Genomic DNA, 19042 nt, shown 5'->3' with positions numbered 1-19042 from the left:
CTCAACGACCATGCCCGAAAATTAGGTCGAAAGGAGGGCCGGCCACCGAGTGATATCCTCGGCGCTTACCAAATCGTAGGACTATGGCGCAAATGTAGTGCTCATCATTATCGGTCGCGGCCCGCCAGCGCTCCTTTGTATCGTAGCGAATCGTCGCTCATGTCATGTCCGTGCACTAATGCCGGAGCGGCGGCTTTCGCGATACAAGAGCGTCGGCGGGCGCGTGAGAGGCGGGCAAGGCTTTAGCGGTTACCCGCGGGGTGAGGTAGCCGTGTCGACCACCTACCCCATTGCGGCGCTCAAAAAGTCTTCATCACCACTTCCAACAAGCCTCAGCCAAGCACTTCTTTGACTGCCTGCGCCGTCGCGTCCACGATCTGGTCAGCTTCAGACGTGCTCAGGCAGAGAGGCGGGGCGAAGCCGATGATGTCGCCTTGCGGCATGGCGCGTGCGATTACGCGGCGCTTGAGCAATGCGGCGGCGATTGCCGGGCCGACCTTTCTCGCAGGATCGAAGGATGTCCGTCCGCGGCGGTCGGCGATGAATTCCACCGCGCAAAGCATGCCCTCTCCGCGGACATCGCCGACGTGGGCATGGTCGCCAAGGGCCTCCTTCATCGCCTGGTTCAGGTAGGCTCCGGTTTCTCCGGCATTCTGAACCAGTCCAAGCGTGTCGATCAGTTTGAGATTCGCGATACCGGCCGCGGCCCCGATGGGGTGTGCCGAATAGGTCCAGCCATGGCCGATGGGGCCGTTCTCGTCAGTGCCCTGCTCGAGGACCTTCCAGACCTTCTGCGAGATGATCGATCCGGAGAGCGGCGCATAGGCCGAAGTCAGGCCCTTGGCGATGGTGATGATGTCCGGCGCGATGCCGTAGTGGTCGGAGCCGAACATGGTCCCAAGACGCCCGAAGCCGGTGACGACCTCGTCGGCGATCAGCAGGATGTCATGCTTCTTCAGCACCGCCTGGATCGCCGCCCAGTATCCGGCAGGCGGCGGCACGATGCCGCCGGTTCCCAGAACCGGCTCGCCGATGAAGGCAGCGATCGTGTCCGCGCCTTCTTTCTCGATAAGTTCTTCTAGCGCGCGGACGCAGTGCGCGACGAAGTCCGCTTCGCTCATCGCACTGTCCGGCCGCTGGTAATAATAGGGGGCTTCGGTATGGAGGATGCGCTCCAGCGGCAGGTCGAACTTGTCGTGGAAGAGCTTCAGGCCGGTCAGCGATCCCGTCACCAGCCCCGAGCCGTGATAGCCGCGCCAGCGCGAGATGATCTTCTTCTTTTCCGGTCGGCCGAGAATGTTGTTGTAGTACCAGACGAGCTTGACGTTGGTCTCGTTGGCGTCCGAGCCGCCGAGCCCGAAATAGACCTTCGACATGTTCTTCGGCGCGCGTTCCAGCACCATCCTGGCAAGGGTGATGGACGCTTCCGTGCCGTGGCCGACATAGGCGTGGTAGTAAGCGAGTTCCTTCGCCTGTTCGGCAATCGCCTTCGCGATCTCCAGGCGCCCATAGCCGACATTGACGCAGTAGAGACCCGCAAACGCGTCGAGGAGACGGTTGCCGTCGCGGTCCTCGATGAAGACGCCCTTGCCGCCGGTGATGATGCGGGAAGCCGACTCGCCGCGGGCGTGCTGGGCGAGATGGGTCGACGGATGGAAGAAGTTCTCACGATCCCATTGGGCGAGGACGTCATTGGTCAGCATAAGGTGTCTCCGATGGAGGCTTGATGGTTGTCACGCCGTTTCGCGGCAGATGTATTTGAGGTCGGTGTAGGCTTCGAGCCCGTGCCGCGACCCTTCGCGGCCAAGTCCGGCCTGCTTTACGCCGCCGAAGGGAACAGGCGCTCCCGTGATTTTGGTTCGATTGACGGCGACCATGCCGAATTCGAGGCGATCGCAAAGGCGCGCGATGCGGGCTTCGTCGCGTGTGTGGAGGTAGGCGACCAGGCCCGTCTCCGTCCGGTTCGCCTTCTCGAGCGCTTCCGCTTCGCTATCGAAGGGTGCGAAGGCGGCGATCGGCCCGAACGTCTCTTCGCGAAAGATCAGCGCATCGTCGGGAACGTCCGCCAGAACCGTCGGCTCGAAGAAGAGCGGGCCTGCCCGATGGACGCCGCCGCCGGCAAGCAAGCGGGCTCCGCGCGCCAGCGCATCCGCGACATGTTCCTTCTGCTTGGCGATCGCCCGCTCGTTCATCAGGGGGCCGATATCGGCATCGTCCATCCCCGGGCCGACGCGCAGTGCCTTCACCTTGTGCGTAAACGCGGCTACCACGCGCTCATAGATCGGCCGCTCGATGTCGAACCTGTTCGCGGCCAGACAGTCCTGGCCGGATGTCGCAAACTTCGCCGAGATGGCGCAATCGACGGCCCGGTCGACGTCGCAGTCGGCAAAGGCGAGGAACGGCGCGTGCCCGCCAAGCTCCATCACGAGCCGTTTGATGCTCGGGGCGGACTGGGCATAAAGCAACCGTCCGACCTCGGTTGAGCCGGTGAAGGAAAGGGCGCGCACGACCGGCGATGCCGTCATCGCTCCGACGATCTCGGGCGCGTCTCCGGTCAGGACGTTGAAGACGCCGGCCGGGAACCCCGCGCGCTCGGCCAGTTCTGCCAGAGCGAGCGCCGAAAACGGTGTTTGGGATGATGGATGGGCGACAACGGTGCACCCCGCCGCCAGAGCGGCGGCAGCCTTCCTGGTCAGCATTGCCGAGGGAAAGTTCCAGGGCGTGACGAGTGCCGCCACGCCAACCGGCTTTCGCGTCACGCGCATATCTGCATGCGGCAGATGCGAGGTGATGCTTTCGACGTTCAGCCGTTTGGCTTCCTCGGCATAGAACTCGACGAATGAGGCCGCATAGTCGATCTCCCCGCGCGCTTCCGAAAGGGGCTTGCCCTGCTCTTGCACCATGAGCAGCGCCAGGTCCTCCCTGGCTGCAAGGATGAGCTCATACCAGCGACGCAGCTTGGCACTTCGCAGCGACGGCAATTCCGAAGCCCATGCAGGAAACGCCCGGTTGGCGGCCGCGATCGCGTGCTCGACGTCGAGGTTCGTCAGCGCCGGCACGCTGCCGACGCGCGAGCCATCGGCAGGATCGACCACGTCGATCGCGCGGGGGCCGGAGCCTGCCGTCCAGGCGCCGCCGACATAGGCGAACTCGCGAAATAGGCGCGGATCGGACAGACGGGACAGCGAGGCTTTCTGAAACATTGCAGCAGCGGCTGGCATGGGCGACACCATCACTTGTGAGACGGTGCCAGTATCGCCGCGCTGCCGCCCCGATTTCTTCGGTTCTTGGCTGCTCAGGCAGACGATCCTTCGCAAATGCCGCCGATCGCCCGACTATCCTTCGCTTGCAAGCAACAGCTCGAGCGGGAGCGTGGTCGAGTGCTTCACGGGCTTGGTCACGACATAGGTGAAATACCGGGCCAGGCCGCAGCGAGCCTCCAGCAGATGGTCGACCAGGCGCTGGTAGGTGTCGATGTCGCGGGTAACGATCTGGAGGAAATAGTCGAAGCCGCCCCCGACGGCCCAGCAGGCGACGATCTCGTCCAGCGGTGCGATCGTGCGTTCGAAGACCGCGAAGTCGTCGGCCCGGTGCTGTTCCAGTTCGACCGCCATGAAGACCACGATATGCGCTGCGATCTTGCGCAGCGAAACCTCGGCGCGGTAGCCGACGATGATGCCGGCATCCTCCAGCCGCTTCAGCCGTTCCCAGCAGGGCGCGGCCGACAGGTTGATGCGGCTGGCGAGCTCCGCCTTGGAGATGCGGCCTTCCTGCCGCAGGATGGCAAGAATCCTCAGATCACGATCGTCCAGCTTCAGCATGGTTCCGATACCTGTCGATGGATAGCCGGGTGCTGGGACGTGTAGCGCGGTGCGGCCATGACGTTTTTCAGGTCAGGATCGACGATCGCGATCCGCTCCTGCGGCCGGCTTCCACCGCATAGTTCGCAATGGCGGTGTCCTGTGCGCCGGTGCCGGTCAGGTCGCAGATCGTGATCTGTTCGTCCGAGACGCGCCCGGCATGCCGCCCGGCGACGATCTCGCCAAGCTCGGGCGGAATGCCGCCCTGCCATGTCCCGGCCGCGATCGCGCTGCGCAGTTCGCCCAGCACCTCGCATTGGGCGACCCGGTCGCAAACGTAGAGATCGGCTCTGGCGAGCGCGGCGGGATCGATCTCGTTCTTGCCGGCCTGGTCGGAACCCATTGCCGTGACGTGGAGCCCCGGATGAAGCCATTCGGCGCGCAGCACGGGATGCTCGGCCGGCGTCGTCGTCACGACGAGCTGGCTGGAAGCGACGAGATCGGCCGGATCGGCCACGGCCTGAGCCGCTACACCGAGCCTGGCGCCAAGATCGGCCGCGCAGCTTTGCGCCTTCTCCTGATCGCGTCCCCAGACGAGAAGCTTGCGGAAGGGCCGGACCAGATGGGCGGCTTCCATCTGCAGTCTGGCCTGAACGCCCGTGCCCATCACGCCCGCCGTCTCCACCGTCTTCGGCGCAAGATGCCGCGCGGCCACGGCGCCGGCCGCGGCGGTGCGGATGTCGGTCAGGTATCCGTTGTCGAGAAGCAGCGCCTCGACGAGCCCCGTTCTTGCCGAGAACAGGATCATCAGCCCGTTGAGGCTTGGCAATCCGATTTTCGGATTGTCGAAGAAGCCGGGGCTCACCTTGATCGCGAATCCCTCGAAGCCCGGAATGTAGGCGGTTTTCACGTCCACTTCGCCATTGGCTTCGGCAATGGCGATGGACAGGATCGGAGGCATGACCACGGTGCCCGATGCGAGCGCGGCAAACGCGCGCTCGACCACGTCAATCGCAGGAAGGTCGAGCCGCACCAGCCCCATCAACTCGGCCTTTGTGAGAACCGTCACCTCATGCGCCATAGGCGTGCCCCTTCAGTTCGACATCTCCGAGCGTCACTCCACGTCCCGAGACGACATCCGTGAAGGTTGCCATATCCACATTGCGGCCGGTGAGAATGGTGGCCGTCGGGCCGCTCCCCGCAGAAACCTTGCCGGCCATCACCGCCGCCAGACCAACCACGCTGGCCCCTTCGGCGACCAGGCCGTCCTCGAAATAGAGCGTCTGCATCGCATCGTAGATCTCCTGCTCGGTCACGAGCACGTAATCGTCGAGAAGATCGCGACAGATCGACAGCGTCAGCTTGTTGTCGCGTCCAATGCCGCCGCCAAGCGAATCGGCAAGGCTGGCGACTTCTTCGACGTCGACCGGAGTTCCCGCACGGACCGACTGGGCCATCGCTGCTCCGCGATCCATCGTGATGCCAATCACTCGGATGGCCGGCTTGATCGCTTTGGCAGCGAGTGCGATGCCTGCCGCGAGACCTCCGCCGGACAGCGGAACGAGAATGGCTGCGAGGTCCGGCCGATCCTCGAGCAGTTCTAGCCCGATCGTGCCCTGGCCGGCGATCACCAACGGGTCGTCGAAGGGGGGGATCTCGGTCAGTCCATCATCGCGGACCAGCCGCAAGCTCTCACGATGCGCATCGTCCTGGCTTCGTCCGACGATGCGGACCTCGGCCCCGAGCGCGCGGATGCCGTTCACTTTCGCCTGAGGCACAAGCGAAGACATGCAGACGACCGCAGGCAGACCGCGCGCTTTGGCTGCATAGGCGACACCCCGACCGTGATTGCCGGTGGAACAGCAAGTGACGCCAGGTGCACCCGCCGCAACGCCGGCGACGGCGTTGAGGGCGCCGCGCAGCTTGAACGCGCCGATGGGCTGGGTCGTTTCCAGCTTCATCAGGAAATCGGCTCCTGAAATCCTGCTCATATGTGGCGAAGGCACCAGCGGCGTGCGCACCGCCACGCCGGCGATCCGCTGGCGCGCTGCCAGAATGTCGGCCAGCGTGACGCTCAAGTGGCCTCCTTGACCGCGCTCAGGAACTGCTGGGTACGTTCCTTCTGCGGGTTTCCGAAGAGCTCCTCCGGCGTACCCTGTTCTTCGATCCGGCCACCGAAGAAGAAGCAGACGCGGTCGGAAATGTCCTTGGCGAAGCCCATCTGGTGCGTGACCATCAGCATGGTCAGGTTGTGCTCGCCCACCAGTTGGCGAATGACGTTGGTCACTTCCCCGATCACTTCCGGATCGAGAGCCGATGTCACCTCGTCGAACAGCATGACCTTGGGCCTCATGGCCAGAGCGCGTGCAATCGCCACCCGCTGCTGCTGACCGCCCGAGAGCCGGGAAGGGTGCTGGTTGCGCTTGTCGGCCATGCCGACCAGCGCCAGAAGTTCCTCGGATCGCTCCTGCGCTTCCTTCCTGGACAGGCCCAGAACGTGGACCGGTCCCTCCATGCAATTTTCCAGCGCCGTCATGTGGGGAAAAAGATTGAAGTGCTGGAAGCACATGCCGATCTTCGAGCGGATCTTGCGCAGATGCCGGTTGTCTGCGCGCACCAGCTTGCCGCCGCGTTCCATGTGGGTGAGCGGCTCGCCATCCACGTAGATGACGCCGCCATTGATGGTTTCGAGCGTCATCAGCATGCGCAGGACGGTCGTCTTGCCCGAACCGGAAGGCCCGATGATCGTGACCATCTCTCCTTGGCCGACATCAAGGTCCAGCGCGTCCAGGACGACGAGGTCGCCGTAGGCCTTGGTGACCTTCTTGAAGCTGACCATCGGTACGTTGTCGCCTTCAAGCCTGAGCGGCAAGCCTGAAATGTCTGCTTTTTCCATCAGCCCAATCCGAGTTTGCGCCGCGTCCACGCCTCAAAAAGCCGGATTAGGGCCGCGGTCGGCAGCGAGATAAGAAGGAAGATGATGCCCACGAGGGTGAAGGGCTCAAGGAAGCGGTATGTCTCAGAGCCGATCGCGTTCGCCGTGTGCATGAGTTCGGCAACGCCGATCACCGAAAGCATGGGCGTGTCCTTGAAGATGCCGACGAGGTAGTTTCCCATGCCAGCCAGCGATGGCGGCAAGGCCTGCGGAAGGATGACGCGGAAATAGGTGCGCGACATGGAAAGGTTCAGCGACTTGGCCGCTTCCCATTGCCCTTTGGGCACGCTCTCCAAGCCGCCGCGATAGACCTCGGAGAGATAGGCAGCGTAGTGCAGGCCGATAGCGATCATACCGGCAGTCCACGGCGAAAGGCGGATGCCGAACTGCGGTCCAACGTAGAAGACGAAGAATATCTGCAGGACGAGGGGGGTCGAGCGAATGAACTCGACGCTCTCTCTGACCGCAATGGTCAGGGGCTTGAAGGGCGTTCGCTGCGCCAAGGCGAGAACCAGGCCGAGGACCACGGCAATGGCATAGCCGATGCCCGCGGCAAGCAGCGTGTTGCCGGTCGCGGCCAGCAGGCGTGGAAGAATCTCCCAGGTAAAATCCCAGCGCCAATCGAGCACGGCGTCAGGCCCTCCCCATCTTGCGCATCATGAAGCCTTCGAGCCAGCGCATGAATGGCGTGATCATGAACCGTGCCAGCACATAGTAGATGATCAGCGCGGTGCCGAACGCTTCCGCCGACATGAAAGTGGTGCCGTTGATCTGCTTGACCTGGAACATCAGGTCCGTGACCGAGATCAGCGCGACGAGGGCAGTGCCCTTCAAGAGTTCGATCAGCAGGTTGCCCCAAGACGGCAACATGATGAGGATTGCCTGCGGCAGGATCACCCGGCGCATGCGCTTTGCGGGTGACATGTTGAGCGCCAGCGCAGCTTCCCACTGGCCCCGGGGCACCGACTGGATCGCACCGCGAACGAGTTCGGCGCCATACGCGCCAAGGTTCATGCCGACGGCCACGAAGCCGGCCGTGAACTTCTCAAGCGAAATCCCGAACAGCGGCAGCACGAAAAAAATCCAGTAGAGCTGGACGAGGAGCGACGTGCCTCGGAATATCTCGATATAGACGGTCGCGACACCGCGGACCGCCGGATTGCGGGCCATGCGCATGAGCCCGGCAGCCAGTGCGATCGCCATGGCGAGCAGCGCCGCCAGAACGGTGAGCGCGACCGTGATCAGCGTGCCGCTGACGATGCGGTCGCCGTATTGGCTCAGAAACTCGAGATAGGACATGCCGCTCAGACCTTGCTGAAGGCGGAAGGGCGCCGGGTGGACCGCGCCCGGTAAGATCAGCAGGCCAGCCCGATGGCCGGCCTGCCGTCGATCATCTTAGCGGTTGGCGCAAATCCACTCGGTGGACTGGTCGCCGGGAAGCGAGCCCTCGCCGTAGCCATACTCGGCCACGGCAGCCAGCATTTCCTCGGAGCCGATGTAGTCGGCGAGCGCCGTGTTGAACTTGTCGAGGAACTCCTGATCGGCTTCGCGGAAGCCGATGCCGGCCCAGTTGAACGAGTCTTCGGGCATGGCGCTCGGGTCGGAGGCCTCGACGGCGCCGCCGGAGTTGTCGGCAAGCTGCTTCATCGTGAAGTAGGTGCCGGCGCCCGCATCAGCACGACCTGCACGCACGGCGGCCAGAATCTCCGTCGGCCCCGGCACCTGCATGATGTTTGCGTCCGGAACTCCAGCGGCCTTCGCGGCCTCGATGTTGGAATAGCCCGAGCCGGTGACCATCACTGCTTCGTTCTCGACCAGGCTGGCGTAGTCGCTGATGTTCTTGGGGTTGCCGGGTGCGACGATGAAGCCGTCACCCACTGTGGCAATCGGTTCGGAGAAGGCGATGTTCTCGCAACGGCTCGACAGAATGTTCATGCCGCCGGTCACGATGTCGAAGCGGTTGGCATTCAGGCCCGGAATGAGGCCGCCCCATTCGGTCTGAACGGGCTCGATGTTGTCGTAGCCCATGCTCTCGAGAATATCGATCGTCATGACGTTGACGAACCCCATGGGGGACCCGTCGTCACCGGGATAGGCGAACGGAATCTCGTTCGCAAAACCGATACGGATGGGCTCGCCGCTCTCGGCTCGTTCCATCAGGGATTGTGCGCTCGCGGTGCCGGCAAGGCCGGCAGCAAACACCGACATGCCAAAGGCTGCGAGGCCCTTGCGGATTGCGCTTCTCATAAGGCTGCTCCTGTGTTCCACCGTGCTTTTGTTATGTTGTGCACAACATCATGATGGGCGAGAGCGTGTCAACAAAATTTCCGCCGGAGAGCCCAAATTCCGCTACCCAAAATCCGGCCCAGCCTCTAGTTGTACACATGGTTCTGTCACATGTGCGCGCTGCGCCTGGAGGTCCTTTATGCCCGATGTGGAATTGCCTTTCTCGCGGAATGAATATGCGCGTCGGCTCGCCAAGGTCCGCAGCGCGATGGAGGGGAGGGGCATCGACGTCCTGTTCGTCGAAGACCCGTCCAACATGGCGTGGATCACCGGGTATGATGGATGGTCGTTCTACGTCCATCAGGGCGTCATCGTCTTCCAGGACCGTGACCCGATCTGGTGGGGGCGTGCGCAGGACGGCAACGGGGCGCTGCGCACTGTGTGGATGGCGCCCGACCGCATCCAGCCCTATGGTGAGGAATACATTCAGTCGACCGTCCGCCATCCGATGCAGGATCTGGCGGCGATCTTGATGCGGGAGGGCTTTGCCGCAAAGCGCATCGGCCTGGAGCTGGAGAACTACTACTTTTCCGCCAAGGCGTTTCTCACCCTCCAGAAGGACCTGCCGAACGCGCAACTGGTCGATGCGACCGGCCTGGTGAACTGGCAACGCACGGTCAAGTCCGATGAAGAGATCGTATTCATGCGGCGCGCCGCACGGATATCGGAGGCGATCATCGATGGCATCGTCGAGCGGATCGAGCCGGGCATGGCCAAGAACAATCTCGTTGCCGAGATATACCGTGACGCCATCCGGGGCGCCGACGGCCACTGGGGCGACTATGCCGCGATCGTTCCGATGCTGCCGAGCGGAACGGATGCAGCCGCCCCGCATCTGACCTGGGATGGCCGTCCCTTCGAGCGCGGTCAGGCGACATTCTTCGAGATATCCGGCTGCTACAGACGCTACCATGCGCCCTTTTGCCGGACGGTCTTCCTCGGCAAGCCGCCGCAGCATCTGATCGACGCCAGCAAGGCGCTGGTCGAAGGGCTGAACGCGGGGCTCGAAGCGGCGCGCCCCGGCAACCGGGCCTGCGACGTAGCCAACGCACTGCATGACGCCTTGCTGAAGGCCGGGATCAAACGCGATGCGCGATGCGGATACCCGATCGGCATTTCGTACCCGCCGGACTGGGGCGAGCGCACCATTTCGTTCCGCAAGGAAGACGAGACGGTGCTCGAAGCGGGGATGACTTTCCACTTCATGCCTGGCATCTGGATGGACGATTGGGGTCTCGAAATTACCGAGAGCATCCTGATCCATGATGGGCAAGCCGCAGAGTGCCTGTGCGACAGGCCTCGCGAGCTCTACGTCAAGGATTGACCCGGTGAACGCTCTGGACCGCACCAAGGCTATTCTCGCCGAGCTGATCGCTTTTCCGACCGTATCGGCCGACAGCAATCTGCAATTGATCACCTATGCGGGCGATCTCCTGTCGAGCACGGGCGCCAGGCTGTCGGTGTCGCTCGATGAAAGCGGCACCAAGGCCAATCTTTTCGCGACCATCGGTCCCGAGCGGGACGGGGGGATCGTCCTGTCGGGTCACACGGATGTCGTGCCCGTCGAAGGTCAGGAGTGGACCAGCGATCCGTTCGTGATGAGCGAGCGCGACGGGCGACTTTATGGGCGCGGCACCTGCGACATGAAAGGGTTCATCGCTGCGTGTCTGGCTGTCGCCCCGCGTTTTGCCGAACTCGACCTGACGAGGCCCCTGCATTTCGCCTTCACCTATGATGAGGAAGTCGGATGCCTCGGCGCGCGCGCACTGGTCGACGAACTCAAGAAGGCAGGCTATCGGCCCAGCGCGGCCATCATCGGCGAACCGACCATGATGGGCGTCATCGAAGGCCACAAGGGGTGTTACGAATACACGACCGAGTTTACGGGGCTCGAGGGGCATGGCTCCCAGCCGGACAGGGGCGTCAATGCCGTCGAATACGCAGTCCGCTACATCTCGCGGCTCATGGAGTTGGGCGTCGACCTCAAGGCGCGCGCGCCGGCCGATAGCAGGTTCTCCCCGCCATGGACGACCGTCCAGGTCGGGCGCATCACGGGTGGAAACGCACGGAACACGATCCCGGGCCAGTGCTCTGTCGAGTGGGAAATGCGACCGATCCACACCGACGACAGCGACTATGTGAAACGCGCGCTCGACGCTTACGTCGACGACGAGTTGCACCCGGCGATGCGCCGTGTTTCGCCCGACGCTTCGATCATCACCCACGTCATCGGCGAGGTGCGCGGTCTACTGCCGGTGTCCCGTTCAGAAGCCCGCGACATCGTGTTCGCCCTTACCGGCGCTGAGGAGGCCGAACTGGTTTCATTTGGAACCGAGGCAGGCCTGTTTCAGGATGTCGGAATCTCATCGGTGATCTGCGGTCCGGGGTCGATCACTCAGGCGCACAAGCCGAACGAGTTCATCGAGACAAGTCAGCTCGCCGCCTGCCTGGAGATGCTGGACAAGCTGAGACTCAACCTCACGACGCGGGATGTACACATTTGAGCGGGCTCAGGAATTGCAGATGAGCGCCCGGATCGAGGCCCCCAAAAACTCAGAAGAGGGCGTGCGGGGACGTTTCGAACGCATCTACCAGGCGTTGCGCACGCGCATCTGCATGCTGGACTATGCGCCCGGCAGCCGCCTGCGCGAGGAAGACCTGGCCGAGGAATTCGGAGTTTCGAGAACACCGCTCCGCCGCGTTCTCGTGAAGCTCGAGGCGGAAGGCCTGCTGCGCTCGGTTCACGGTGTGGGCACGATCGTTACCGACATCGACATCAATGAGCTCGCCCAGGTGTATGAGCTCAGGATCGAGCTTGCCGAACTCGTTGGAAAACTCTCTCCTGTGGCCATCGACGCGGCCATGGTTGAACGGTTCCGGGACATCCGCGAGCGTTGCGACCAGATGGTGACAGCAGGGGATCCGCGTGAGTTCTCGCGGATCAACATGGAGTTCTTCCATCTCTTCACCACCTTGACGACGAACGAACCCCTGCGTGCGATCAGTGAACGCCTCTACTATCAGACGGCGCGCATCTGGCTCAAAACCGCCTCCCGCCTCGAGAGCTTCGACGAGCTTCTGCAAAAGGAGTTCGTCACCTTCCAGCGCGAGGTCGCAGACATCACCGAAGCGGTGGAGCATGGTGATCTGGTAGCTGCGGGACACGTTCGGCGCGCGCATATTGCAATGAGCTTCCGCCGCATCCGCCGTGCCTCCGGCGGCGCTTGATCGTCTGACAAGCAGTCCACCGAGATAGCCTGCCACCTGCTATTGATGGTGCTCAAGCAGGCAGGTGATGCGAAGGCCGCGCTTTGTCCGCGTTGATCCGGCGTTCCTTGTCCGGAATTCCGAACGGGCGAAGCCTGATGTTCGGATTTCCGAACGTCTTCCATCCCACCCGGCCTGCCAGAGCCCGCAAAGCCGCACGATTGCCAGATGGCACGCCACTTGCTGCCCAGTGTTCGGACAGCAAGAGGAAGGCATGCCGTGAGCTTTGAGTGGAGCATATTAATCGCACTGGCGGGCGCAGTCGTCGCGCGGCCGGCCGCATCACTTCTGGGGCGCAGCACAGGTTGGGTGATGAGCCTGGTCCCGCTCGTCATCTTTGCGTCCGTTTTCATGCAGATCGGCCAGGTGGCCGAAGGGGAGGCGCTGGTCGCCCAGCTTTCCTGGGTCCCCTCGCTCGGCGTCGACCTCGCCTTCCGGCTGGATGGCTTTTCGCTTCTTTTCGCGCTGCTCATCAGCGGCATCGGCACGCTGGTGACGATCTATGCCGGCGCATACTTCGCGGACAAACCGAACGCCGAAATTGGCCGGTTCCTCAGCCTCATCATGCTGTTCATGGCCGCGATGCTCGGTACCGTCCTGTCCGACAATCTGATCGTGATGTTCGTCTTCTGGGAACTGACGAGCCTGGCTTCGTTCCTGCTGATCGGGTTCGACGGCCACAAGGAGGCATCGCGCAAGTCCGCGCTGCAGTCGCTCATCGTGACCGGCGGTGGGGGGCTGGTGCTGTTCGCCGGCATTCTCGTGATCGGCATGACGCTCGGCACCTTCTCCTTCACCGAGGTGCTGGCACGATCGGACAAACTCGTTGCGAGCCCCTGGGCAGGCACGATCGCGGTTCTGGTCATGATCGGCGCCTTCACCAAGAGCGCCCAGTTTCCGTTCCACTTCTGGCTTCCCAATGCCATGGCCGCGCCGACGCCAGCCTCGGCCTACCTGCACTCGGCGACGATGGTGAAGCTGGGCGTGTTCCTGCTGGCGCGGTTTGACGGCGTCTTCGCCGACATGCCGGCCTTCGGGCACACCCTCGTCATCATCGGCTCGCTCAGCATGGTCGTTGCGGCATTGCAGGCGTTGCGCGCCGAAGGATTCAAGGCGGTGCTGGCGCAATCGACCGTGGCCTCGCTGGGCATTCTCGTGATGCTGATCGGACTGACGGGGGAGGTGGCCGCCGTCGCGACCGTGGGCTTCATCCTTGCGCATGCGCTTTACAAGGCGGCGCTGTTCTTCTGCGCGGGTACGGCCATCCATGCGACGGGCGAGGCGAGCCTGCGCAAACTTGGCGGTCTCGCCCGCTTCCTTCCGGTGACGGCCGTGGCGGCGGTGCTTGCCAGCCTGTCCATGGCCGGGCTGCCGCCATTCGTCGGCTTCATTTCCAAGGAGTATCTGTTCGAGGCCCAGCTTTCGAACGACTGGAACATCCTGCCGGTCGTGGCAGCGGTTCTCGTCAATGCCGTCATGGTGGGCGTTGCCGGTGTCGTATCGATCCGCCCGTTCTACTTCAAGCCCGAGCGCGTCACAGAAGTTCGCCACGGCGAGACCATCGGCCTGCTCGTTGGTCCGCTGCTGCTTGCTGCCGGCGGCATCCTGATCGGCATCATGCCGGGGCCGGCCGCGCAATGGCTCATCGGGCCGGCGGCTTCCGCCCTCCATGGACGGCCGATCGACGTCTCGTTCCAGCTCTGGCACGGCCTGACGCCCATGCTCGTGCTGTCCATTCTCGTCGTTTCAATCGGCGCGGTCATCGTCGTCCAGTGGACGCGGATCCACAACACGCTGCGCCAGTACGACACGATCTACGGCTGGCTGGGCGACCGCTTCTATCACAAGGCGCTGAACGGGGTTCTGGGCACGGCGCGGCTGTCGACGCAGACGCTGCAAAACGGGGACCAGCATCGCTACACGAGCATCGTGATGCTGACCGTTGTTGCAGGTCTTGCGTTCGCGTTCCTGGCCGCGCCGTCCACCGACTTCCTGGCGGGCGAGGGCAGCATTCGCATCTCGGTAGCGCTGGTTCTCCTTCTGACGGTCATCGGTGCTGCGGCGACGATCATGGTGCGCTCCCTGATCGCAGGGCTCGTCTCGGTCGGCATCGTCGGCTTTGGCTCGGCGGTGATCTTCATGCTCAACGGTGCGCCCGACCTTGCTCTGACGCAGATCGCCGTCGAGACGCTGATCGTGATCCTGATGACCGCGGTCCTCCTGAAATTGCCATCGCGCCGCCGTCACTCGCGATCGTCGGCCGAACGTCGCCGCGACGGCATGATCGCCGCCGGCTTCGCCGTGATGATGTTCGTTGCCTTGGCCTCCATCGGCGTGACGCCGATCGATCTGCGGCTGTCCGACTATTTCGGCCAGACAAGCTATCTTGAAGCCTATGGCCGCAACGTCGTCAACGTCATCCTCGTCGACTATCGGGCCATCGACACGCTGGGAGAGATCGCGGTCGTCGCACTCGCCACGATCGCCGCCTGGGGCCTGCTGCGCGGTTCCCTGAAGCCTGCCCGAACCAAGGAGTGAGCGGTATGTCCGTAATCTTTTCAACCATGTCGCGCCTCTTCTTCGTCCTGATGCTCGTGGCCTCGGTCTACATGCTGTTTCGAGGCCACAACGAGCCAGGGGGCGGCTTCATCGGCGGCCTGTTCGCTGCGTTGGCATTCGCGCTGCTGGCTCTGGCCGACAGCGTGAAGGCCGCACGGCGCGCGCTGATGATCCATCCGAGCGTGCTGATCGGCGCCGGGCTTTTTCTCGCATTCCTCAGCGGCCTGCCGGGGCTCCTGTCGGACGGATCTTTCCTTACGCACTGGTGGGCCGAGATTGGCTCCGTGCATGTCGGCACCGCCACCGCCTTCGACATCGGTGTCTTCATGGTCGTCATCGGCGGCGTGCTTTCCCTTGTTTTCCGGTTCTATGAAGGAGTGGAACAGTGAGCCTGATCTACGCTTTCGCCATCTCCGCCCAAATGGGGGCCGGCGTCTATCTCCTCCTGTCGCGTCATGTGATGCGCATCCTGTTCGGCGTCGTCCTTCTTTCGACGGCCGCAAACCTTTTGATCTTCGTGGCCGGCGGTCTGCAGTTCACGGCTCCGCCCGTGATCCAGCAGGGGGCGCAGATGCTGGGCGAGGGAGCAGCGAACCCGCTGCCGCAGGCCCTCATCCTTACCGCCATCGTGATCGGCTTCGCGCTCGTCGCCTTCGCGGCCGCGCTCGTGCTGAAGGCCTACTACGCGCTCGGCTCGGTCTTCACCGACGAGCAGAACGATGCCGAAGCGCTCGGCTCGCCCTTCGACAAGGAGGCCGCCACGAATGTCTGACACGCTTCTCTTGTGGCCGGTCATTTTGCCTCTGGCCGGCGCGGCGCTGGCTGCGGCCTTCCATGCAAGGCCCGGCGTTCAGCGCGCGGTCGCGCTTGCGACCATGACGGCGACGTTCGGTGCATCCGTGCTGCTGATAAATGCCGTCATGGCCGGCGACATTTTGACCAAGGCGTTCGGCGGCTGGATGCCGCCATTCGGCATCGTGTTCGCCGCCGACCGCTTCAGCGCGGCCATGGTGGTGATCTCGAGCCTGCTGGCGCTGTGCGCGCTGGTATTTTCGATGGGCGACCTACGAAAGCGCCAGGTGAAATCCGGATTCTATCCGCTCTTCATGGGGCTGATGATCGGCGTCAACGGCGCGTTCCTCACCGGCGACATCTTCAACCTGTACGTCTGGTTCGAGGTGATGCTTATTGCGACGCTCGGGCTCATCACGCTCGATCGCACGCGCGTCCAGATCGACGGAGCAATCAAGTATGCCGTCCTGAACCTGTTCTCGACCATCCTCTTCCTGATGGCGATAGGACTGCTGTACGGCGCGACCGGCACGCTCAACATGGCCGATCTGGCGATCGTGCTGCCGCAGGCCGAGTCATCGGCCGCGCTGACCTTGTCGGCGATGATGTTCCTAATGGCCTTCGGGATCAAGGCGGGCTTCTTCCCGATGTTCTTCTGGCTGCCGGCTTCCTACCACACAGCCTCGATCATCGTGTCGGCGGTGTTTGCCGGTCTGCTCACCAAGGTCGGCGTCTACGCGCTGTTCCGCGTCTTCACACTGCTGTTCGAGGTGGATGACGGCACGCTGAAGCCGCTCATCGCACTATTTGCGGCCGGGACGATGGTCTTCGGCGTCTTCGGCGCCGCTGTGCAGTGGGACGTGCGGCGCATCCTGTCGTTCCACATCATCAGCCAGATCGGCTACATCATGCTCGGCCTTGCGATCGCCACGCCCCTCGCTATGGCCGGCGCCGTCTTCTACATCATTCACCACATCGTGGTGAAGGCGAACCTGTTCTTCATCGCCGGCGCGATCCATCGCGCCACCGGGTCTTTCGATCTTCGCAAGTCGGGCGGGCTGATGAAGTCGTCGCCGATGCTCGCGGTGCTGTTCGCCATCCCGGCTCTGTCGCTGGCGGGCATTCCGCCGCTCTCGGGCTTCTGGGCGAAGCTGATGGTCGTCGATGCCTCGTTCCAGGGCGAGGCGGCATGGCTGGCCGCCGTGGCGCTGTTCGTCGGCCTTCTGACGATCTTCTCCATGAGCAAGATCTGGATCGAGGCCTTCTGGAAGGAGCCGGTGCGCAGGTTGCGCGTGCGGCCGGTGCCCGCAGCCATGATCGCGCCGATCGCCGTGCTCGGCATCATCACGCTCGCCATCGGATTCAATCCGGAGCCGCTCGTCGCTTTCTCGAACCTTGCCGCCGAGAGCATGGGCGACCGCACGCAGTTCATCGGAGCCTTCTTCGATCAAGCCCACACGGCAGGAGTCACGCCATGAGCCTGTTCAACCGCATCGGCCAGACCGCAATCCTTTGCGCCGTCTTCATCAAGGAACTCGTGCTGTCATCAATCGCGGTGGCACGCCAGGTTCTGGGCGACAGCGCAGCATTGCGGCCAGCGATCGTCGCCGTGCCGCTGGACCTGAAGAGCCGCGCCGGCATCACGACGCTCGCCAACTGCGTCAGCCTGACCCCCGGGACGACATCGCTGCATGTCAGCGAAGACCTGTCGACGCTTTATGTCCACGTGCTCGACGCGGGCGATCCGGGCGACGTCGTGGCGAGTATCAAGGACACGTTTGAGACACGCATCAAGGAGATCGAAGGATGATCGAGTTCCTGGACGGCTTTTTGTCGACCTTCGCCGCAATCATGATCGCGATCCTGATGGTACCGCTGACGCTCGCCGCCATCCGCATGATGACTGGCCCGGGCTATGCCGACCGCTTCGTCGCCCTCGACATGCTGACCGGCATCGCCGTCGCGATTGCCGCGCTGACCATGATCGTTACGGGACGCCGCGAGTTCCTCGACATCGCTTTCGGAATCGCACTGATCGGCTTCCTGGCGACCTGCTCGCTGTCGGCACTCCTCGAAAAGAAGAAGGAGGACGGGCAATGATCCTGATCGTTTCGTTCCTGTTCAAGCTCACCGGGGTGGCCTTCCTGTGCATCGCTGCGCTCGGCGTGATGAAGCTTTCCGATCCTTTCCAGCGCATGCACGCCGCCACGAAGGCGGGAACGCTGGGGGCGGGCCTTGTCATCATCGGCAGCGTGATTGCGCAAGGCGCGCTCGATGCAACCGTGCTTGGCATCTTCACGGTGATCTTCCTGCTCCTGACGGTGCCGGTCGCCGGTCACCTTCTTGGTCGGGCAGCCTACGTTTCCGGCGCCCGGCTCGCGTTGGCGGGCGACGATGCCCTCGACGGCGTGCTGCAGCGCTCGGCTCAGCCGCTCGACGAGCGGATCGGCTGGATACCGGCAGAACCTGACCAGCAGGCAAGTGGGCTGCGCCCAGAGGACGCAGGAGGTTCGCTCCGGACGCCGGAACGCAGACCGCTCGAAGGCCGCGCCCAAGTTCTTCCGGCGATGGAAGCGGTGCGCTTCGTCGTGATCGACGGCTACGTGCGGCCCGTGGCGGAACGCGCCTGCGCACTCGCCGCAGCAAGCGGCGCCAGCCTGTCAGCGCATGTGCTGATCGACACGCATGCAATCGCGCACGCGGCTGATCCCAACCAGATGCGCCGGTCGATTCGCGAGCGCGCAAGCGCCGCGCTTCACGACCTCAAGGGTTGTACCTCGCGGGCCGAGGTGGAGCCGATCCTCAACTACGACGAAGGCGATCCCGACCGTCTCCTGCGATGCGAGACCGAGGCAGGTGAGACGTTGCTCGTGCTGCCCTGCGAAGGCTGGTTCCATCACCAGGTGGACGCGCGGCAGGATCTGACGAGCTGGCAGCCGGACGGCCTGCTGCGCCTGCCGGGTTGTCATCGCGGCCCAGTGCTGTTCGTCGCCAATGAAACCCCGCGGGAATCCGCCCGCACGCTGGTGGTACACGATGGCGGCGAAAACCATCTTCCAGCACTCACCGAGTGGGCGCTCCTCAACGGGCTGTGGGATGTCGCCACGCTGGTACACGTGACGGAAGGTGGCGAGGGGCCGAGCGAACTTGCCGAGATCGCGGCACGTTTCGGGTGCGCGTATGTTCGACGCCAATCGGCCGGCGGCGAAAGCGTGGTGCTCTCCGACATCGCGGACGTCCGGGCCGTGGTTCTGGGCAAAACGCCACGGCCGCTGCGGACGAACTGGTTTGGCAGCCATTGGCGCAATCGCATCATGCCGGGAATGGCCGGTGATGTCCTGATCATGGAGAAGGAGCAGACCGACTCCAGTGCAAAAGGGCTGGCGGGGCGGAGCTGAGTTCC

General features: G+C 63.5%; 19 protein-coding genes. 10 read left to right on the top strand and 9 right to left on the bottom strand.

Going from position 1 to position 19042, the window contains the following annotated elements; all coding sequences use genetic code 11:
- Positions 1-332: 332 nt before the first annotated feature.
- From GTK01_RS03160 to ehuB, 9 genes are all read right to left on the bottom strand, one after another.
- Entirely contained in the window at positions 333-1703 is a 1371-nt protein-coding gene (locus GTK01_RS03160) for an aspartate aminotransferase family protein (protein WP_252924371.1), read from the bottom strand.
- A 30-nt stretch (positions 1704-1733) separates the two neighbouring features.
- Entirely contained in the window at positions 1734-3203 is a 1470-nt protein-coding gene (locus GTK01_RS03155; RefSeq protein ID WP_252924370.1) for an NAD-dependent succinate-semialdehyde dehydrogenase, read from the bottom strand.
- Positions 3204-3335: 132 nt separating this feature from the next.
- A complete protein-coding gene (locus tag GTK01_RS03150) occupies positions 3336-3821 on the bottom strand; it encodes an Lrp/AsnC family transcriptional regulator (protein WP_252924369.1) in 486 nt (161 codons plus the stop codon).
- Between the two features lie 67 nt (positions 3822-3888).
- Positions 3889-4881 (bottom strand): cyclodeaminase, encoded by a 993-nt coding sequence (locus GTK01_RS03145; RefSeq protein ID WP_252924368.1) that lies wholly within the window; start codon positions 4879-4881, stop codon positions 3889-3891.
- Positions 4871-5878, bottom strand: a complete 1008-nt coding sequence (gene eutB / locus GTK01_RS03140) for a hydroxyectoine utilization dehydratase EutB (protein WP_252924367.1) — start codon at positions 5876-5878, stop codon at positions 4871-4873. Before eutB ends, GTK01_RS03145 begins: the two co-directional genes overlap by 11 nt.
- Positions 5875-6696 (bottom strand): ectoine/hydroxyectoine ABC transporter ATP-binding protein EhuA, encoded by an 822-nt coding sequence (gene ehuA / locus GTK01_RS03135; RefSeq protein WP_305883880.1) that lies wholly within the window; start codon positions 6694-6696, stop codon positions 5875-5877. The genes eutB and ehuA overlap by 4 nt, the downstream gene beginning before the upstream one ends.
- Entirely contained in the window at positions 6696-7364 is a 669-nt protein-coding gene (ehuD, locus tag GTK01_RS03130) for an ectoine/hydroxyectoine ABC transporter permease subunit EhuD (RefSeq protein WP_252924366.1), read from the bottom strand. The genes ehuA and ehuD overlap by 1 nt, the downstream gene beginning before the upstream one ends.
- 4 nt (positions 7365-7368) lie before the next feature.
- The gene (gene ehuC / locus GTK01_RS03125; protein WP_252924365.1) at positions 7369-8034 is read right to left on the bottom strand and encodes an ectoine/hydroxyectoine ABC transporter permease subunit EhuC; all 666 of its coding nucleotides are present in this window, start codon (positions 8032-8034) and stop codon (positions 7369-7371) included.
- A gap of 96 nt (positions 8035-8130) precedes the next feature.
- A complete protein-coding gene (ehuB, locus tag GTK01_RS03120; protein ID WP_252924364.1) occupies positions 8131-8982 on the bottom strand; it encodes an ectoine/hydroxyectoine ABC transporter substrate-binding protein EhuB in 852 nt (283 codons plus the stop codon).
- Between the two features lie 178 nt (positions 8983-9160).
- On the opposite strand from ehuB, the gene GTK01_RS03115 reads away from it, so the two are divergent.
- The 10 genes from GTK01_RS03115 to GTK01_RS03070 all read left to right on the top strand — a co-directional run bounded on the left by GTK01_RS03115 (position 9161) and on the right by GTK01_RS03070 (position 19037).
- Positions 9161-10345: a M24 family metallopeptidase gene (locus GTK01_RS03115; RefSeq protein WP_252924363.1), complete on the top strand. Its 1185-nt coding sequence runs from the start codon at positions 9161-9163 to the stop codon at positions 10343-10345.
- Positions 10346-10349: 4 nt separating this feature from the next.
- Complete coding sequence (gene argE, locus GTK01_RS03110; RefSeq protein WP_371924256.1) at positions 10350-11525, top strand: acetylornithine deacetylase; 1176 nt, start codon at positions 10350-10352, stop codon at positions 11523-11525.
- A gap of 19 nt (positions 11526-11544) precedes the next feature.
- Positions 11545-12249 carry a GntR family transcriptional regulator gene (locus GTK01_RS03105; protein ID WP_252924362.1) on the top strand — a complete coding sequence of 235 codons (705 nt, stop codon included), beginning with the start codon at positions 11545-11547 and terminating at the stop codon, positions 12247-12249.
- 258 nt (positions 12250-12507) lie between these two features.
- The gene (mbhE, locus tag GTK01_RS03100) at positions 12508-14826 is read left to right on the top strand and encodes a hydrogen gas-evolving membrane-bound hydrogenase subunit E (RefSeq protein WP_252924361.1); all 2319 of its coding nucleotides are present in this window, start codon (positions 12508-12510) and stop codon (positions 14824-14826) included.
- 5 nt (positions 14827-14831) lie between these two features.
- Positions 14832-15236: an MnhB domain-containing protein gene (locus GTK01_RS03095; protein WP_252924360.1), complete on the top strand. Its 405-nt coding sequence runs from the start codon at positions 14832-14834 to the stop codon at positions 15234-15236.
- The gene (locus GTK01_RS03090) at positions 15233-15619 is read left to right on the top strand and encodes an NADH-quinone oxidoreductase subunit K (RefSeq protein ID WP_371924255.1); all 387 of its coding nucleotides are present in this window, start codon (positions 15233-15235) and stop codon (positions 15617-15619) included. Before GTK01_RS03095 ends, GTK01_RS03090 begins: the two co-directional genes overlap by 4 nt.
- Positions 15612-17117 (top strand): Na+/H+ antiporter subunit D, encoded by a 1506-nt coding sequence (locus GTK01_RS03085; protein WP_252924359.1) that lies wholly within the window; start codon positions 15612-15614, stop codon positions 17115-17117. Before GTK01_RS03090 ends, GTK01_RS03085 begins: the two co-directional genes overlap by 8 nt.
- On the top strand, positions 17114-17449 hold the full coding sequence (locus GTK01_RS03080) for a Na+/H+ antiporter subunit E (RefSeq protein ID WP_252924358.1): 336 nt from the start codon (positions 17114-17116) through the stop codon (positions 17447-17449). Before GTK01_RS03085 ends, GTK01_RS03080 begins: the two co-directional genes overlap by 4 nt.
- Complete coding sequence (locus GTK01_RS03075; protein WP_252924357.1) at positions 17446-17739, top strand: monovalent cation/H+ antiporter complex subunit F; 294 nt, start codon at positions 17446-17448, stop codon at positions 17737-17739. The genes GTK01_RS03080 and GTK01_RS03075 overlap by 4 nt, the downstream gene beginning before the upstream one ends.
- On the top strand, positions 17736-19037 hold the full coding sequence (locus GTK01_RS03070) for a monovalent cation/H(+) antiporter subunit G (RefSeq protein ID WP_252924356.1): 1302 nt from the start codon (positions 17736-17738) through the stop codon (positions 19035-19037). The genes GTK01_RS03075 and GTK01_RS03070 overlap by 4 nt, the downstream gene beginning before the upstream one ends.
- The last annotated feature ends 5 nt before the right edge of the window (positions 19038-19042 follow it).

This window comes from Aliihoeflea sp. 40Bstr573 (assembly GCF_024105655.1).
Taxonomy (GTDB): domain Bacteria; phylum Pseudomonadota; class Alphaproteobacteria; order Rhizobiales; family Rhizobiaceae; genus Aliihoeflea.
The sequence above is the reverse complement of the archived record's forward strand: the minus strand, read 5'-3'. Positions and strand labels throughout refer to the sequence as shown.

Coding starts and splice junctions, on each gene's coding strand:
- GTK01_RS03160 (WP_252924371.1), bottom strand. CDS start 1,703: ATGCTGACCAATGACGTCCTCGCCCAATGGGATCGTGAGAACTTCTTC.
- GTK01_RS03155 (WP_252924370.1), bottom strand. CDS start 3,203: ATGTTTCAGAAAGCCTCGCTGTCCCGTCTGTCCGATCCGCGCCTATTT.
- GTK01_RS03150 (WP_252924369.1), bottom strand. CDS start 3,821: ATGCTGAAGCTGGACGATCGTGATCTGAGGATTCTTGCCATCCTGCGG.
- GTK01_RS03145 (WP_252924368.1), bottom strand. CDS start 4,881: ATGGCGCATGAGGTGACGGTTCTCACAAAGGCCGAGTTGATGGGGCTG.
- ehuA (WP_305883880.1), bottom strand. CDS start 6,696: ATGGAAAAAGCAGACATTTCAGGCTTGCCGCTCAGGCTTGAAGGCGAC.
- ehuC (WP_252924365.1), bottom strand. CDS start 8,034: ATGTCCTATCTCGAGTTTCTGAGCCAATACGGCGACCGCATCGTCAGC.
- ehuB (WP_252924364.1), bottom strand. CDS start 8,982: ATGAGAAGCGCAATCCGCAAGGGCCTCGCAGCCTTTGGCATGTCGGTG.
- GTK01_RS03115 (WP_252924363.1), top strand. CDS start 9,161: ATGCCCGATGTGGAATTGCCTTTCTCGCGGAATGAATATGCGCGTCGG.
- GTK01_RS03105 (WP_252924362.1), top strand. CDS start 11,545: ATGAGCGCCCGGATCGAGGCCCCCAAAAACTCAGAAGAGGGCGTGCGG.
- GTK01_RS03095 (WP_252924360.1), top strand. CDS start 14,832: ATGTCCGTAATCTTTTCAACCATGTCGCGCCTCTTCTTCGTCCTGATG.
- GTK01_RS03085 (WP_252924359.1), top strand. CDS start 15,612: ATGTCTGACACGCTTCTCTTGTGGCCGGTCATTTTGCCTCTGGCCGGC.
- GTK01_RS03080 (WP_252924358.1), top strand. CDS start 17,114: ATGAGCCTGTTCAACCGCATCGGCCAGACCGCAATCCTTTGCGCCGTC.
- GTK01_RS03075 (WP_252924357.1), top strand. CDS start 17,446: ATGATCGAGTTCCTGGACGGCTTTTTGTCGACCTTCGCCGCAATCATG.
- GTK01_RS03070 (WP_252924356.1), top strand. CDS start 17,736: ATGATCCTGATCGTTTCGTTCCTGTTCAAGCTCACCGGGGTGGCCTTC.